Below are 16,107 nucleotides of genomic sequence, written 5' to 3'. Positions count from 1 at the left end.
AAATACTGGATGGATGCACACTATCGAGATACAGCATTGCAGCCTTGCATGACAGGATGCTGAACGAGTGAGCGACAAAGCGTCACCCTATACCCGCTCAAACGATGGGACTGATAGAATCGCCGCCGGTTCACACGAGGTTTTTCCATGCACGATCCCCACAGCGAACGCATGAGTAGCGGCGAGACCCGCGCGGCAAGCGGCCTGGCCCTGGTGTTCGCGTTCCGTATGCTTGGCATGTTCATGGTGTTGCCGGTCCTGGCGACCTACGGGATGGATCTGGCAGGCGCGACCCCCGCGCTGATCGGCCTGGCCATTGGTGCCTACGGCCTGACCCAGGCCCTGTTCCAGATCCCGTTCGGAATCATTTCCGACCGCATCGGTCGACGGCCGGTGATCTACCTGGGCCTGATCGTCTTCGCTCTCGGCAGCCTGCTGGCGGCCAACGCCCATTCGATCTGGGGCGTGATCGCCGGACGCATCCTGCAGGGTGCCGGGGCGATTTCCGCAGCGGTCATGGCACTGTTATCGGACCTGACCCGCGAGCAGCACCGTACCAAGGCCATGGCCATGATCGGCATGACCATCGGCTTGTCGTTCGCCGTGGCGATGGTCGTTGGTCCGCTGCTGACCCGCGCCTTCGGCCTGTCCGGGCTGTTCCTGGCGACCGGTGGCATGGCGTTGGTCGGTATCCTGATCATTGCCTTCATGGTGCCCAAGGCCACCAGCCCGCTGCAGCACCGCGAGTCGGGCGTGGCGCGCCAGGCGCTGGTGCCGACGCTCAAGCACCCGGACCTGCTGCGCCTGGACCTGGGCATCTTCGTGTTGCACGCGATGCTGATGTCGAGCTTCGTCGCCTTGCCGCTGGCCTTCGTCGAAAGGGCCGGCCTGCCCAAGGAACAACACTGGTGGGTGTACCTGACCGCCTTGCTGATCTCCTTCTTCGCCATGATCCCGTTCATCATCTACGGCGAGAAGAAACGCAAAATGAAACGAGTTTTACTCGGCGCCGTGACGACGTTGATGCTCACTGAGCTATTCTTCTGGGAGTTCGGCAATGGTTTGCGGGCCCTGGTGATCGGTACGGTGGTGTTCTTCATCGCCTTCAACCTGCTGGAGGCTTCGTTGCCGTCGCTGATCAGCAAGGTTTCACCAGCCGGTGGCAAGGGCACGGCGATGGGGGTGTATTCCACCAGTCAGTTCCTCGGCTCGGCACTCGGCGGTATTCTGGGCGGCTGGATGTTTCAGCATGGCGGTCTGTCGGCGGTCTTCCTCGGATGCGCCGCACTGGCTGCCCTCTGGCTGGCCTTTGCTGTTACCATGCGTGAACCTCCCTATGTGACGAGCCTGCGCTTGCCGTTATCGCCTGAGGCGATCCGCGAAGCGGGTCTGGTCGAGCGCCTGAAAGCCGTCGTAGGGGTAACCGATGCAGTGGTCGTAGCCGAAGAGGCCGCCATCTACATCAAACTGGACACCGAATTGTTGGATCGCACCACCCTCGAGCGCCTGGTCAATGAACCGGCCTCGCCAGCGTGCGACGCCTAGGAGAACGTTATGGCCCGTGGGGTTAACAAAGTCATATTGGTCGGCACTTGCGGCCAGGATCCCGAAGTTCGCTACCTGCCCAACGGCAACGCCGTGACCAACCTGAGTCTGGCGACCAGCGAGCAGTGGACCGACAAGCAGACCGGCCAGAAGGTCGAGAAGACCGAGTGGCACCGTGTGTCGATGTTCGGCAAGGTTGCCGAGATCGCCGGCGAATACCTGCGCAAGGGTTCGCAGGTCTACATCGAAGGCAAGCTGCAGACCCGTGAGTGGGAAAAGGACGGGATCAAGCGCTACACCACCGAGATCATCGTCGACATGCAGGGCACCATGCAGCTGCTGGGTGGCCGTCCACAACAGGGCGACCAACAGGGCGGTGGCAACAACTACCAGCAGTCCGCACCACGCCAGCAGGCGCCGCGTCCACAGCAGGCTCCACAGCGCCCAGCTCCACAGCAGGCCGCGCCGCAGCCGGCTCCGGACTTCGACAGCTTTGATGACGATATCCCGTTCTAAGTCGCTGCTTTCCCAGCGTTGAGAACCTGAAAAGCGAAGCCACTGACCTGGCTTCGCTTTTTTATTACTTGGCAATCAGTCATTTGTATTGAGGTTCCGCTTCTGATTGGCATCGTGGATCAGTTCGGCGGCGCAGGCCTACGCCGCTGTGCTACGAGGGAAAATCGATACCAAGGCGCGTGAAGTTTCATCCCTCAACGTTGAATACCTGGCGCAAGCTCGAGGTCTCGGGCAATACCTACTACTGCGACTCATACCGGGCCGTCGCCTGATCTTCGGACTGGTACGGGCAGCCCGTGTCGAAGTGCCTCAGGGAGCGGCCGGATGGCGCTAGACCCATCTTGCACCGAACTTTGCCAGCCTCCCGGGACTCAGTTCCTTACAGCGACCGCTGAAGAGGAATTATGCCCGTGCCCAGATTCAAGCTGGCCATTGTCTTGTCGATCTTCCTGTTATTCGTCAGTGGCGGCGTCGGTGCCGCTCCTGCTGCCGCGACGTCCCAGGCCCCGCCCCAGCCGCTGGTGCAGGGTGGGTTGCTCGGTGCCCTGAGTTCGAGCATCGAGGAAGTCCAGGACAAGCTCGACCTCAACGACAACCTGCTGGACGCCTGGCGCCTGCGGGCCGACCGGGCGGCCGACGAAATGGATCGGCTGGTCAGCCAGACCGTCGAACGCTCGCCCTGGAGCGTGGCGGCCGACTTTCTCCTGCTGTCGTTGATCTGGATCGGCAGTTTCGCCGCGCTGAGCCTGCTCGGCCGATTCTTCGCCCGTCGGCTCAATCGGCAGCCGCTGTTGCTCGACCGCGAGCGCGGCCGTTCCTTGGTCGATTACATCCTGCCCTACATGCTGCCTGCCTTGGCCAGCCTGCCGCTGACCCTCTACGCCAGCCATCTGCTGCCGGTTTCGGTGGGCCGCGCCCTGGCCCTGTGCCTGGCCTACGCCACCAGCAGCGGGGTGTTCTCCACCGGCTTGCTGCTGTGCCTGAGCGTGCTGTTCGACCTCGGCCACAAGCGCCGGGCGGTGCGCATCATCCGCAGCTACAGCCCGCGTCCGCTGTTTCTGATCGGTTTCCTCGCTGCCCTTAGCGACGCGCTCACCAGCCCGCAGATCGCCCGCCAGCTGGGTGGCAACATCACCAGCAGCGTCGCTGTGTTCACCGGGCTGTTCGCCTCGCTGTTCTTTGGCGTGCTGGTGTTCCGCCTGCGCCGGCCAGTGGCCCATCTGATCCGCAACCGGTCGCTGGCCCAGCGCCTGCGTCAGCCGGCCCTGCAGGAGTCGCTGCGAATCTTCTCCGGCCTCTGGTACTGGCCGATCCTGCTGATGGTACTGGTCTCGGTGGTGAACCTGATCGGCGCCGGCGAGGACAGTCAGAAGGCCCTGCGCTGCGCCTTGCTGACCACGGTGCTGCTGATCGGCACGGTGTTTCTGAGCACGATCATCCAGCACCTGTTCAAGGGCCGCAGCGTCGAGGCGATCCAGCGCAGCAGTGTGTACAAGGAGCGCCTGCTGAGCCTGTTGCATGCGCTGCTGCGGATCGCCCTGGCGGTGACCTTCATCGAACTGCTGGGGCGGATCTGGGGCCTGTCGCTCTACGAGTTCGCCGTGCAGAACACCGTCGGTCGGGCAATCAGCGATGCCCTGAGCCGCATCGGCCTGATCCTGCTGGCGACCTGGCTGCTCTGGGTGGTGCTCGACACGGCGATCCAGGAGGCGTTGAAACCGCCGGTCAATCCGCGCTCGTCGCGCCAGCCGAGCATGCGGGTGAAAACCATCCTGCCGCTCTTGCGCAATGCGGTGAAGATCATCCTGGTGGTGATCTGCACCATCACCACCATGGCCAACCTGGGGATCAACGTCGCGCCGCTGCTGGCGGGGGCCGGGGTGGTCGGGCTGGCGATCGGCTTCGGTTCCCAACAGTTGGTGCAGGATGTGATCACCGGCCTGTTCATCATCATCGAGGACACCCTGTCCATCGGCGACTGGGTGGTGCTCGACTCCGGTCACGCCGGTACCGTGGAGGGGCTGACCATCCGTACCCTGCGCCTGCGCGACGGCAAGGGCTTCGTCCATTCGGTGCCGTTCGGCCAGATCAAGGCGGTCACCAACCAGTCGCGGCAATTCGCTTTCGCGTTCTTCTCGGTGCAGTTCACCTACGACACCGATGTCGACAAGGCCACCGCGCTGATCCGCGAGGCCGGGCGGATGATCAGCGAGGACAGCTTCCTCAAGTTCAACCTGCAGGGGCCGCTGGAGGTGTTCGGGGTGGATCGCATGGACCTCAATGGCGTGGTGCTGACGGCGCAGTTCCGCACCGTGTCCGGTGGGCAGTATGCGGTCAGCCGGGCATTCAACGAGCGCCTGAAGAAGCTGGTGGACCAGAGCCCGTGGGTGCACTTCGCGCAGACTTATCCACAGCAGGTGATGTTGCCCAGCCGGACGCCGTCGGTGGACGAGGGGGCGCAGAAGGTGGCAGAGGGCGGTTCGGTGGTGTTGCCAGGGGAGCGGGTACAGACACAGTGATCCGGGGGCAGTTCGAGCCTCTTCGCGGATAAATCCTGCTCCCACAAGGCCTGAGGTTGCGCATAACCTATGTGGACACCGCAACGTTGTGGGAGCCGGATTTATCCGCGAAAGGGCCAGTAGTCACAGCGCAGTCCTACAGGTCCTCCCATGACCTAGGCTATGTATGAAATCGCTTGAAACTTGGTTATGCGGCGTTAAAAACCGGCTCAGAATGCTCATTGACAACCAGTCAACTGCGCTTCCTCGCCGGTTTTTGCCTTGCCTAACCTGCGTTTCAAACAATTTCATACACAGCCTAGTGCCTGATCAGCTTCTGCCGCACCTCATTCGCCGCCGGCGGCTCCAGTTCAAGCCAGAATTGCTGCTTGCCGGCGATTTCCGCGGCCGCCGGTATTCCATCGCGATATACCAACCGATTCCCCGCCAGCGCCGGCACCTTGCTGCCGGGCAGCAGGGTTCCTGCCAGGTTCAGGGGGTCGGCACCACACACGGCGACCAGGCTGCCATCCAGCGGTCGACGGCGGACTTCGCGCAGCAGCGCAATGGCTTCGGGCAGCGCGAACTGCTCGCCAGCCAGGCCACTGACGAAACGCCCGCCGCGAATTTCGCCACGGGCCTCCAGCCGATGCAGGGTGCGCAACAGCTCACGCCAGCTCGGCAGCCATTCCGCCTCCCGCTCCAGCAGCCGCCAGAACACCACGCCATAGCGGCGCAAGAGGGTCCTGGCAATGTGTTCGAGGGTTTCCTCGGGCAGTCGCTCGCTATCGCTGGCCGCTGGTGACGCGCGCCGCAACAGGGCCCAGCGCCCGGCGTCGTCCATGCCGCCGACCAGCGGCCCACGCCCACGCCGTGGACTGCGCGCCTGGCGCTTGCTGGCCGGGGTGACCAGCGCCCGCAGCCCGGCGAAGCTGTCGGCATTCACCAGGCCGGCACCGACCAGCTCCTGCAGTGCCGCTTCCAGCTCGGTCGGCAGCAGATGGGCCTCGTGCAGCAGCTCATCGAAGAACAGCGCGCCGTGCTGGCTCAGTGCGGCATGGACTTTCAGCGTGCGCGGTGACAGCTCCTCGACGGCGGTCTGTTGCGCCAGGCTGCTCCACAGCGCGACCTGGGGCCGTGGCAGCAGCACGATAGGCGTACTGCGCAACGTGGTCGCCGCCGTTTTGCCGCGAGCGTTGAGCCGGGTCCAGACCAGTCTGCCCGAACGGCACAGCTCATCCAGCCAGCTCGGCGAATAATCCTTCAGGCGGGCATTGAGCAGCTCACTGTCCCAGGCGCCGGCCGCTGCGGCATAGCCCTCGAGCTGGCTGACGATGGCCGGCAGTGCCGCACTGCCCCGGGCCTGGCTGGCGCTGGACAGGTGCTGCCAATCGAACAGGAAACGCATGAAGTCCTGCAGGGACACCGGCTCGATTTCCCGGCGCAGGCGCTTGACCGTATAGCGATGGATGCGCGCCAGCAGATGTCGTTCGCACCATTGCTCAGTGCTGGCGCCAGGGCTGAAACGGCCGCGCAGCACATACCCTTCGCCTTCCAGTTTCGCCAGGGCCTGGGCAACCGTGCTGCTGTCCAGGGCCAGCGGCCGGGCGATCTCCGCCAGTGACAACGGGCCGAAACCACTGAGGCGGGCGCGAATCACCTCGACGGCCGCCTCGTCGCCGTCCCGGCATCGCTCGAAGTCCGCCAGCGCCTGCAGCGGTGGTTGCAACGCGGCCTGTGGATAAAGTGCCTGCAGGCAGCCCAGGCGTTCCAGGGCGACCCAGCCGCCCTGGTCGTCGAGTTGCAAGCGGGTGGCGCGCCCGCTGCTCGCCAGGGCCCGGAGCCAATCCGCCCAGTGCTCGTTGTTCGCCACTTCGGCATCGCTGATCAGCGCCAGGCTCATCAACGCTTCGTGCATCTCGTCGACGCTGGCCGGTTGTGGCCAGGCCTCCGCCCGTACCGCATCGATCGCCTCGCCATCCAGGGCGCCGAGATCGTCGGTGCCCTGCGGGTCGCTCCAGCGGCGGTTGAGCACGGCCTGGGTGCGACGTTCCTCCAGCGGCGCATCATCGAGAAAGGTATAGGGTTTGGCGCTCAGGATTTCCGCCGCCAGCGGCGAAGGCGCCGGCAGGTCGCGGGCAATCAGGCGGATGGTGCCGCTCTCGATGCGTCTTAGCAGGGCCAGCCAGCCGTCGCTGTCCATGGCCTCGTGCAGGCAGTCGTCGAGGGTTTGCCGTACCAGCGGGTGGTCGGGAATCTCCCGTTCGCCTGCGAGGTTCTCCAGGCAGGCGATCTGGTCCGGGAATACGCAGGCCGTGAGGTCTTCACCCTTCATCCGCTGGATCTGTGGCGGCACCTTGCGCCCACCGACGAAGCGCGGCAACGCCAGCGCAACCCCGGCGTTCCAGCGCCAGCGCACACCGAACAGCGGCGCATCGAGCAGCGCCTGGACGAGGATCGGCTCGGCGCTGTTGCTGCGCAGATAGCGCCAGACCTCCTCCAGGGCGAAGCTGTGGCTGGTGGACAGCGACAGCACGATGGCGTCCTCGCTGGCGGCCGCCTGCAGTTCGAAGTTGAAGGTGCGACAGAAACGCTTGCGCAACGCCAGGCCCCAGGCGCGGTTGACCCGGCTGCCGAAGGGGCTGTGGATAACCAGTTGGGTGCCGCCGGACTCGTCGAAGAAACGCTCCATCAGCAGGGTGTCCTGGGTGGGCAGGGCGCCGAGAGCCTGGCGCGCACGGGCCAGGTACTCGACGATCTGCTCGGCGCTGGCCAGGCCCAGGCCGAGTTCGTGGCACAGCCAGTCGAGGCTGGGGCGCAGGTTGCCTGGTGTGGCGCTCAGCCGCTCGTCCAGTTCCCCGCGCAGGCGGGCCACGGCGAAGGACAGCTCATTGCTGCGCCCCGGCGCCTCGCCGAGCCAGAACGGGATGCTCGGCGGCTGGCCGTGGGCATCCTCGACCCGCACCCGACCGGTTTCCACCCGCAGGATCCGATAGGAATGGTTGCCCAGCTGGAACACGTCGCCGGCAATGCTCTCCACCGCGAAGTCTTCATTGACGCTGCCGATGTTCAGCCCCTGGGGTTCGAGCAGCACGGCATAGTCGGCGTTGTCCGGAATCGTCCCGCCGCTGGTCAGCGCTGTCAGCTGGGCACCGCGTCGACCGCGCAGGGTGCGGGCCACGGTGTCGCGGTGCAGGTAGGCGCTGCGCAGGCCCTGGCGACTGTTGAAACCCTCGGCGAGCATCTGCAGCAGGGCCTGGTAGGTCTGGTCGTCGAGCCCGGAGTAGGGGCTGGCGCGGCGGATCATTTCCAGCAGTGCCGCCTCCTGCCATTCCTGGCAACTGACCTCGGCAACGATCTGCTGCGCCAGCACGTCCAGCGGCGCACGGGGAATCAGCAGGGTATCGAGTTCGCCACGGCGCACGCAGTCGAGCAGGGCGGCACATTCGAGCAGGTCGTCGCGACTGGTTGGAAACAGCCGGCCCTTGGGCGTGCCACCCACCTGGTGACCGGAACGGCCAACCCGTTGCAGGAACGCCGAGATCGAGCCCGGCGAGCCGATCTGGCAGACCAGCTCGACTTCGCCGATATCGATGCCCAGCTCCAGCGAGGCGGTGGCGACCAGCACCCGCAGCTCTCCGCGCTTGAGACGCTGTTCGGCCTCCAGGCGCTGTTCCTTGGCCAGGCTGCCGTGGTGCGCGGCGACGGCCTGCTTGCCGAGGCGCTCGCTCAGGTGGCGGGTCAGGCGTTCGGCCAGGCGCCGGGTATTGACGAACACCAGGGTGGTGCGATGTTCGCGGGTCAGCTCGGCGAGGCGGTCGTAGACCAGCTCCCAGACGTCGGTCGCCATCACCGCGCTCAACGGAACCTTGGGGACCTCGATCGCCAGGTCGCGCGGGCGGGCATGGCCGATGTCGATGATTTCGCAAGGGCGCTGGCTGCCGACCAGGAAGCGCGACACCGCGCCGATGGGCTTCTGCGTGGCCGACAGGCCGATGCGCAGCAATGGCTGACGACACAACGCCTGCAGGCGTTCGAGGCTCAGGGCCAGGTGACTGCCACGCTTGCTGGCGGCGATGGCATGGATTTCATCGACGATCACCGTACCGGTGGTGGCGAGCATGCGCCGCCCGGATTCGGAGCCGAGCAGTACGTACAGTGATTCCGGAGTGGTAACCAGGATGTGCGGTGCGCGCTTGCGCATCTGCACGCGCTCCTTGTCCGGGGTATCGCCGGTGCGCACCGCCGTATCGATCCGCAGTGCGGGCAGCCCCTGGCGCTCCAGTTCGGCCGTGATCCCGGCCAGCGGCTCTTCAAGGTTGATGCGGATATCATTGGACAGCGCCTTGAGCGGCGAGACATAGACCACCCGGGTCTCGTCGGGCAGCTTGCCGCCCTGGGCGAGGCCCTGGCGCACCAGGTCGTCGATGACCGCGAGAAAGGCGGTGAGGGTCTTGCCGGAGCCGGTGGGCGCGGCGATCAGCGTCGACTGGCGCCGGGCGATCAGCGGCCAGGCGCGGGCCTGGGCCGCCGTGACGTCCGGGAAGGTGGCGCGAAACCAGGTCCTGACGGCCGGATGAAAGCCTGCCAGGACACCGGGGACCGATTCGGGGAGGTTCATATGCCCTTTATGCGGCCACCGGCCGCAGGTTGCAAGCGCCATGGGCCGAGCGTGCCTGCGGGCACATTCTCCGTGACGGTTGCATCCAAAACCCGCAAAATGCAACGATTGTGGTTATTGCCAATGGGAACCCCCGGGTTTCCTCCACCTTCATCGTTCTGAACTGATTCTGGGCCAGCTGACTCTATGCGAATGCGCCTTATGTTATTGGGCGGCGGGAATGCCCTCGGGCAGGCGCTGATTCGCCTGGGGGCGGAGGAAGACATCAGCTTCCTCGCCCCCCGCCCGCCGCAGGACGGCTGGGACGCCGCGAGCCTGACGCAACTGCTGGACGACACCCGTCCGGATGCGTTGATCAACCTCGCCTACTATTTCGACTGGTTCCAGGCCGAAACGGTCAGCGAAACGCGCCTGGCCGGCCAGGAAAGTGCGGTCGAGCGCCTGGCCGAACTTTGCCAGCATCACAACATCATCCTCGTCCAGCCGTCCAGCTACCGGGTCTTCGATGGCTCGCGGGCGACCGCCTACAGCGAAAAGGACGAGCCGGTACCGCTCGGCCTGCGTGGCCAGGCCCTGTGGCGCATCGAACAGAGCGTGCGGGCGACCTGTCCGCAGCATGTCCTTTTGCGTTTCGGCTGGCTGCTGGACGACAGCCGCGAGGGTTCGCTGGGGCGTTTCCTGGCGCGTGCCGAACGGCCGGAAGAGCTGCTGCTGGCTGATGACCGGCGCGGCAACCCGACGCCGGTGGACGACGCCGCGCGGGTGATCATCTCGGTGCTCAAGCAACTCGACTGTGCAGCGCCGCTGTGGGGCACCTACCACTACGCCGGCCACGAGGCGACCACACCGCTGGCCCTGGGCCAGGCGATCCTCGGCGAGGCGCGCAGCTACCGCTCGTTGGCGATCGAGTCACCGACCGCCCAGGCGCACGCAGCTCGCCCGGATGCGGCCGAAGAACCGCAGCACGCGGTGCTGGCCTGCAAGAAAATCCTTCACACCTTCGGCATCAAGCCCCGCGCCTGGCGCGCCGGGCTGCCGGCTCTACTGGACAGGTTCTATCGTCATGGCTGATGCCCCTATTCTGATTACCGGTGGCGCCGGCTTCATTGGTTCCAACCTGGCCGAGCTGCTGCTGGCCAAGGGGTACTCGATTCGCGTGCTGGACGACCTGTCGACCGGCAAGCGCAGCAACCTGGCGCTGGACGACCCACGGGTCGAACTGATCGAAGGCGATGTCGCCGACGCCGCGCTCGTCGCCCGGGTCATGGTCGGCTGCCAGGCGGTGGTGCACCTGGCGGCCGTGGCTTCGGTGCAGGCGTCGGTGGACGATCCGGTGCGGACCCACCAGAGCAACTTCATCGGCACGCTGAACGTCTGCGAGGCGATGCGCCAGGCCGGCGTCAAGCGTGTGCTGTTCGCCTCGAGCGCTGCGGTCTATGGCAACAACGGTGAAGGCGAATCGATCGTCGAGGACACGGCCAAGGCGCCGCTGACCCCCTATGCCTCGGACAAGCTGGCCAGCGAATACTACTTCGACTTCTACCGCCGCCAGCATGGCCTGGAACCGGTGATCTTCCGTTTCTTCAACGTCTTCGGACCGCGCCAGGATCCATCCTCGCCGTATTCCGGGGTCATCAGCATCTTCAGCGAACGGGCCGAGAAGGGCCTGCCGATCACCGTCTTCGGCGATGGCGAGCAGACCCGCGATTTCATCTACGTCGGCGACCTGGTGGATGTGCTGGTGCAGGCGCTCCAGGCGCCAGAGGTGGCGGAGGGTGCGATCAACGTCGGCCTGAACCGCTCCACCACCCTCAACCAGATGCTGCAGGCGCTGGCCGAGGTGGTCGGGCCGCTGCCGCCGGTGAGCTATGCGCCGGCCCGTTCCGGCGATATCCGCCATTCGCGGGCGAACAACCAGCGCCTGCTGGAGCGTTTCTCGTTCCCCGAACCGACGCCGATGAGCCTCGGGCTGGCCCGCTTGCTGGGCCGCTGAGGGTCCGTCAGGACAAATGAAAAAGGCGCCTGTCGAGGCGCCTTTTTTCGTGGGGCTGGATCAGAACTTGTAGCCCAGGCCGACCATGTAGACCATCGGGTCGACATCCACGTTGACCTTGGCACGGGTGCCGCCGGCCACGGCGTTGTTGTCGACGTAGGCGGTGGTGTCGATGTCGATGTAGCGGACCTGGGCGTTGATCATCAGCTTGTCGGTGAGCATGTAGTCGGCACCGACCTGCCAGGCCACGCCCCAGGAGTTCTTCGCGCGGAAGTTGTCGAAGCCGGCGGCGCTCGCCTGGCTGCCGACGTGCTCGTCGTAGATCCAGGTGTAGTTGATACCGGCGCCCAGATATGGCTGGAAGGCCGACTTGGCATCGAGCGGGTAGTAGACCAGGCTCAGGGTCGGTGGCAGGTGCTTGAGGGTACCGAGCTTGCCGTTGGCGGCGCCGAGGGCAGTGTTCTTGAGCTTCACGTCATGCTCGAACGGGGTGGCCGCCAGCAGCTCGATACCGAGGTGGTCGGTGACCATGTAGGCGAAGTTCAGGCCCAGCTGGGTGTCGCTGCTCATGGTGGCCTTGCCACCGAGGTCGGCGCCGGCCAGCGGGCCGCGATCGACCTTGACGCTGGAACTGTCGGCTTTCGGATTGACCGTGATCGCACCGGCGCGAACGATGATGTCACCGGCATCGTGGGCGTGGGCGAGTGGGGCGGCGAGGGCGAGCGCAACGAGAGAGGCGCTGAGCAGGGACTTGTTCATGGGGGCTCCAGAGGACGTTTCGAATTCACTGGATCCAATGGTAAGGAGCGGACCGATCAGGTCCTTGACTCAGCTCAATGAAAGGCCAATCGGACGTGCGCGGGACGTTGGGCTGTTCGTTCGGACGCCTTCGCGGGCAAGCCCGGCTCCCACAGTGTCAGCGTCGTTCGCAGGATTCATGCACGGCGCGAGCGCTTGTGGGGGCCGGATTTACCGATGCGTCGGACCGCCGCGAAGAGGCTTGCACCTATCGCAAGACCCTCTCCTCAATCCGGCAACTCGTACACATAGATCTTCTGCGCTTCCATGCCGTACCCGGCATCCGCCAGCTCGCTGGTGCTCGGCTTGACCTGCAGCACACCCTCGATCCAGTACGGCTGGTACAACTCGTCGAGCTTGACTCCCAGCTCGCTGGTCACGTGCACGATCTGGTTCGACGGTGGTGGCGGCACATGGATGCAGGCGCCGAAGTACGGTACCAGCAGGAACTCCGTGGTCCGGCCTTCCTCGCTCACCTCCAGCGGCACGATGTAGCCCGGCAGGCGCACGTGCTGGCCATCCAGGGCCTTGACCACCGGCGCGTTGGGCAGGGCCTGCTTGGCCGCCGGGGCCGCCTCGGGATCCATGTTGCCCAGCTGCGACAGGTCGTGCAGCGGACGCATGTCGGGTTTTTCCTCCGGGGCGTCCGGCGGGATCATTTCCTGCCAGACCAATTCACGGATGGCGTCCTTGGCCCAGGTGGGCAACGCCACCAGCAACAGCAGGGCCAGCAGGGCGCGGGACAATACGGCTTTCTTCATCGCACAGGGGCTCACAAACGAATGGACAGGCCATCGGCCAGGGACTGTCGATAGGCGCGCCAGGCCGGCACGCTGCCCATCAACAGGGCGGCGACGAGGATACCGCCGAGCAGCGTCCATTCATATTCGCTTGGCCAGGACAGCGGCAGGTAGAGACCGTAGTTGGACTGCACGTAGCCCTGGGCCAGGGCAATGCCCAGGTACAGCAGGCCGAGCCCGGCCGCCACCCCGGCCAGTGCCAGGGCGAAGGCTTCCAGCACCAGCAGGCTGGCGATATGCCAGGGCCGCGCACCCACCGAGCGCAGGATCGCCATCTCCCGTCGACGTTCGTTGAGGCTGGTGAGAATCGCCGTGAGCATGCCGATCAGGCCGGTCAGCACCACGAACAGCGAGACCACGAACAGGGCCTTTTCCGCCGTGCCCATCAGGCTCCAGAGTTCCTGCAGGGCCACCCCTGGCAGGATCGACAGCATCGGCTCGCCACGGAATTCATTGATCTCGCGTTGCAGGGCGAAGGTCGCGATCTTGCTCTTGAGGCCGAGCATGAACGCGGTGATCGCCTGGGGCGTGAGGTCCATGTTGCGTGCCTGGTCGGCGCTGATCCGTCCGGCACCATGGGCGGGGACGCCGTTGTGCCAGTCGATGTGAATCGCCTCCATGCCGCCGAGGCTGATGTGCAACGTGCGATCGACCGGCGTGCCGGTGCGCTTGAGGATACCGACCACGGTGAACGGCTTGTCGTCGTGCTTGACCAGGCTGATCGCCGCGACTCCATGGGCCAGCACCAGCTTGTCACCAAGCTTGTAGTGCAGGGCTTCGGCGACTTCGGCACCGAGCACCACTTCGAACGGGTCGGTGGCGAAGGCGCGACCGCTGGCCAGTTCCAGGTGCTGCTGGTGACCGTACTGGTAGTGCTCGAAGTAGGATTCGTTGGTTCCCAGCACCCGGTAGCCGCGGTGCGAGTCGCCGAGGGACATCGGGATCGCCCACTTCACCCGTGGGTCGTTGGCGAAGTGCTCGAAGCTGTCCCAGCGGATGTTGTTGGTGGCGTTGCCGATGCGGAACACCGAGTACAGCAGCAGGTTCACCGAGCCCGAGCGGGCGCCGACGATCAGGTCGGTGCCGCTGATGGTGCTGGCGAAACTGGCGCGAGCCTCGGTGCGCACCCGCTCCACCGCCAGCAGCAGGCAGACCGAGAGGGCGATGGCGAAGGCCGTGAGCAGGGCGGTAAAGCGGCGGTTGGCCAGGCTGGCCAGGGCCAGTCGAAACAGATACATCTCAGACCTCCGCGGGCGCGGCCGCGCGATTGAGTTCGGCCAGGGACAGGTGACGGTCGAACAATGACGCCAGGCTCTGGTCATGGCTGACGAACAGCAGGCTGGAGCCGGCCTCGCGGCATTCGGCGAACAGCAACTGGATGAAGGCCTCGCGGGCGTCGTAGTCGAGCGCCGAAGTCGGCTCGTCGGCGATCACCAGCTCTGGCTGGCCGATCAGCGCGCGGGCGGCAGCGACCCGTTGTTGCTGGCCGATCGACAGCGAATCGGCGCGGCGTTCCAGCAGCGCCGGATCCTTCAGGCCCAGGTGGGCGAGCAGAGTCGCGGCGGCCTGGTCGACGCTGCCGTGGCGCTGGGCGGCGCGGCTGGCACGCAGCCTGGAGAAGTGGCAGGGCAGCTCGACGTTTTCGCGCACCGAGAGAAACGGCAGCAGGTTGAACTGCTGGAAGATGTAGCCAGTGTGATCGACGCGAAAACGGTCGCGGGCACCGGCGCCCAGTTCGGTCAGTTCCTGGCCGAGCAGACGAATGCTGCCGCGGCTGGGTTTCTGCACGCCGCCGAGCAGGCCGAGCAGGGTGGTCTTGCCACTGCCGCTGGGGCCCTTGAGAAACAGCGTTTCGCCGGGTTCCAGGCGGAACGCCGGAATATCCAGCAACTGTGGATGCCCGGGCCAGTTGAAGCCCAGGTCGGACAGTTCGATAAGTGCTTGGGTCATGGAAACCGTTTCACAGTGTATGGATTCTCTGGTCTTGCCGGTCGGGCCTGGACTTTACGCGGGTCTGCAGGAGCGGCCGGCCGAGGCTCGGTTGCCCGCGAGGCTCTTGGCGTTCTCGAGGGCGCATTCGCGGCCCCGTCGACCGCCCGCTCCTGCAACGGACATCGGATCAGAACTTCAGCGTAGCGGCCTTCGGCGTCGCATCGACACCCTGCTGACCGCTTGGCGAGATCAGTTGTACCTGGATTTTCTGCGTGGCGGGGAAGGTCTTGAAGACCTGGCCCAGGTCGAGCTGCTTGAGCGCCGCCGGCGTGCTGCAGGTGAACTGGTAGTGCGCGTGGATTTCGCTGTGGTCGTGGTGATGCTCGTGCTCATCGCCAGCGTGGGCATGGTCGTCGTCATCATCGTCGTCGTGATCGGCATCTTCCGGCGCCTTGTCGCCGAACAACGGGCTTTCCAGTTCCTGGTTGGCGACCACGCAGCCGGCGCCCCTGGGCAGGTTGAACAGCTCCAATGGTTTGTCCAGCAGCGCGCGCACGGCTGCGACCTTGGCCTTGTCGGCGTCGCTGGTGGCCGCGTGCTCGAAGCCCACCAGGTTCATCGCCGGGCTTTGCAACTCCAGTTCCAGGGTCTGGGCATCCAGCACCGCGTTCAGGCGGCCCACGCCGTGTTCATGGGTACCGAGGCTGCCATGTTCTTTTTCATGGGCCTGGGCGGCGACCAGGGGCAGCAAGGCGAAAGGCAGGGCGAGGAGCAGGCGGCGCATGGCGTTTCTCCGGAAACGGCGAGGGGGATTTTGTTATGTGATCTTATAACGTTTCGAAGGGTTTCGGCCACCCGCTTGGCTATCCTGCTGACGCGTGGGAGCATGCAGGCTTGCCTGTTGGCGTAAAGATGATCGAGGACCGATGCATGGTGAGGATTCGTGGGACCGTCGGCCAGTGGCCGGTGGATTTGACGCTGGAGCTGGATGACAGCGAATGGGCCCGGCTGGGCGCGCAATTGCAGGGTCTGGAACCAAGGCAAGTAGCGGCCACCGCAGTGCCGAGCAAGCCGGCGAGCCAGGATGATACCCAATGGCAACTGGCCCGGGATCTGCTGCGCCGGGCCGGGCAACTGAGTGGCCCGGAACTGCTGGAGCAGTTGGAGGCGCTGACGGGCACCACGGCGGCCGGCAAGCGCCTGCTGGTGCGGCTGCGCCATAGCAGCGAGGTCAAGGTCGAGAGTGGCACGGATTCACCGCTCTACAGTTGGATCGGTGGTTGATTGCCGGCGACACGACATCGAAAAATCTTCTTCATTACCTCGCGTCAACTGTCGACGCCTTGACCCATGTCATCGCACGTTCAGGATTCTTGGCTAGAGTTATCTATTGGCAGGCAGTAA

12 protein-coding genes are annotated in these 16,107 nt (G+C 65.3%); 6 read left to right on the top strand and 6 right to left on the bottom strand.

Annotated elements, in window-relative coordinates:
* The first annotated feature begins 147 nt into the window (after nucleotides 1–147).
* The 3 genes from HU752_RS29240 to HU752_RS29230 all read left to right on the top strand — a co-directional run bounded on the left by HU752_RS29240 (nucleotide 148) and on the right by HU752_RS29230 (nucleotide 4,580).
* Nucleotides 148–1,545, top strand: a complete 1,398-nt coding sequence (locus tag HU752_RS29240; RefSeq protein ID WP_186683156.1) for an MFS transporter — start codon at nucleotides 148–150, stop codon at nucleotides 1,543–1,545.
* Between the two features lie 9 nt (nucleotides 1,546–1,554).
* Nucleotides 1,555–2,061 (top strand): single-stranded DNA-binding protein, encoded by a 507-nt coding sequence (locus tag HU752_RS29235; RefSeq protein WP_017901550.1) that lies wholly within the window; start codon nucleotides 1,555–1,557, stop codon nucleotides 2,059–2,061.
* A gap of 410 nt (nucleotides 2,062–2,471) precedes the next feature.
* A complete protein-coding gene (locus tag HU752_RS29230; protein ID WP_225920081.1) occupies nucleotides 2,472–4,580 on the top strand; it encodes a mechanosensitive ion channel family protein in 2,109 nt (702 codons plus the stop codon).
* A 298-nt stretch (nucleotides 4,581–4,878) separates the two neighbouring features.
* Here the strand turns inward: HU752_RS29230 and HU752_RS29225 are convergent, their stop codons facing one another.
* Complete coding sequence (locus HU752_RS29225; RefSeq protein WP_186683152.1) at nucleotides 4,879–9,180, bottom strand: Lhr family helicase; 4,302 nt, start codon at nucleotides 9,178–9,180, stop codon at nucleotides 4,879–4,881.
* A 186-nt stretch (nucleotides 9,181–9,366) separates the two neighbouring features.
* Here HU752_RS29225 and HU752_RS29220 point away from each other — a divergent pair, with 186 nt between their 5' ends.
* The gene (locus HU752_RS29220) at nucleotides 9,367–10,251 is read left to right on the top strand and encodes a sugar nucleotide-binding protein (RefSeq protein WP_186683150.1); all 885 of its coding nucleotides are present in this window, start codon (nucleotides 9,367–9,369) and stop codon (nucleotides 10,249–10,251) included.
* A complete protein-coding gene (locus HU752_RS29215) occupies nucleotides 10,244–11,173 on the top strand; it encodes an NAD-dependent epimerase/dehydratase family protein (RefSeq protein WP_186683148.1) in 930 nt (309 codons plus the stop codon). Before HU752_RS29220 ends, HU752_RS29215 begins: the two co-directional genes overlap by 8 nt.
* A gap of 60 nt (nucleotides 11,174–11,233) precedes the next feature.
* Here the strand turns inward: HU752_RS29215 and HU752_RS29210 are convergent, their stop codons facing one another.
* The 5 genes from HU752_RS29210 to HU752_RS29190 form a co-directional block, all read right to left on the bottom strand.
* Complete coding sequence (locus HU752_RS29210) at nucleotides 11,234–11,932, bottom strand: OmpW/AlkL family protein (protein WP_186683145.1); 699 nt, start codon at nucleotides 11,930–11,932, stop codon at nucleotides 11,234–11,236.
* Between the two features lie 266 nt (nucleotides 11,933–12,198).
* Nucleotides 12,199–12,717: a DUF3299 domain-containing protein gene (locus HU752_RS29205; protein ID WP_437182392.1), complete on the bottom strand. Its 519-nt coding sequence runs from the start codon at nucleotides 12,715–12,717 to the stop codon at nucleotides 12,199–12,201.
* A 26-nt stretch (nucleotides 12,718–12,743) separates the two neighbouring features.
* Nucleotides 12,744–14,009: an ABC transporter permease gene (locus HU752_RS29200; RefSeq protein ID WP_186683141.1), complete on the bottom strand. Its 1,266-nt coding sequence runs from the start codon at nucleotides 14,007–14,009 to the stop codon at nucleotides 12,744–12,746.
* A 1-nt stretch (nucleotide 14,010) separates the two neighbouring features.
* Nucleotides 14,011–14,721, bottom strand: a complete 711-nt coding sequence (locus tag HU752_RS29195) for an ABC transporter ATP-binding protein (RefSeq protein ID WP_186683139.1) — start codon at nucleotides 14,719–14,721, stop codon at nucleotides 14,011–14,013.
* 169 nt (nucleotides 14,722–14,890) lie between these two features.
* Entirely contained in the window at nucleotides 14,891–15,487 is a 597-nt protein-coding gene (locus HU752_RS29190; protein ID WP_186683137.1) for a DUF2796 domain-containing protein, read from the bottom strand.
* A gap of 146 nt (nucleotides 15,488–15,633) precedes the next feature.
* Between HU752_RS29190 and HU752_RS29185 the strand changes: the two genes are divergently transcribed.
* Complete coding sequence (locus HU752_RS29185; RefSeq protein ID WP_186683135.1) at nucleotides 15,634–15,987, top strand: hypothetical protein; 354 nt, start codon at nucleotides 15,634–15,636, stop codon at nucleotides 15,985–15,987.
* The last annotated feature ends 120 nt before the right edge of the window (nucleotides 15,988–16,107 follow it).

The organism is Pseudomonas vanderleydeniana, from assembly GCF_014268755.2.
Classification (GTDB): Bacteria; Pseudomonadota; Gammaproteobacteria; order Pseudomonadales; family Pseudomonadaceae; genus Aquipseudomonas; species Aquipseudomonas vanderleydeniana.
Note: the sequence above shows the minus strand (reverse complement) of the source record. Positions and strands in the feature narration are given on the sequence as shown.

Bases quoted from the DNA above. Each gene is read 5' to 3' on its own strand.
- HU752_RS29240 (WP_186683156.1), top strand. From the start codon at position 148: ATGCACGATCCCCACAGCGAACGCATGAGTAGCGGCGAGACCCGCGCG.
- HU752_RS29235 (WP_017901550.1), top strand. From the start codon at position 1,555: ATGGCCCGTGGGGTTAACAAAGTCATATTGGTCGGCACTTGCGGCCAG.
- HU752_RS29225 (WP_186683152.1), bottom strand. From the start codon at position 9,180: ATGAACCTCCCCGAATCGGTCCCCGGTGTCCTGGCAGGCTTTCATCCG.
- HU752_RS29220 (WP_186683150.1), top strand. From the start codon at position 9,367: ATGCGAATGCGCCTTATGTTATTGGGCGGCGGGAATGCCCTCGGGCAG.
- HU752_RS29215 (WP_186683148.1), top strand. From the start codon at position 10,244: ATGGCTGATGCCCCTATTCTGATTACCGGTGGCGCCGGCTTCATTGGT.
- HU752_RS29210 (WP_186683145.1), bottom strand. From the start codon at position 11,932: ATGAACAAGTCCCTGCTCAGCGCCTCTCTCGTTGCGCTCGCCCTCGCC.
- HU752_RS29200 (WP_186683141.1), bottom strand. From the start codon at position 14,009: ATGTATCTGTTTCGACTGGCCCTGGCCAGCCTGGCCAACCGCCGCTTT.
- HU752_RS29195 (WP_186683139.1), bottom strand. From the start codon at position 14,721: ATGACCCAAGCACTTATCGAACTGTCCGACCTGGGCTTCAACTGGCCC.
- HU752_RS29190 (WP_186683137.1), bottom strand. From the start codon at position 15,487: ATGCGCCGCCTGCTCCTCGCCCTGCCTTTCGCCTTGCTGCCCCTGGTC.
- HU752_RS29185 (WP_186683135.1), top strand. From the start codon at position 15,634: ATGGTGAGGATTCGTGGGACCGTCGGCCAGTGGCCGGTGGATTTGACG.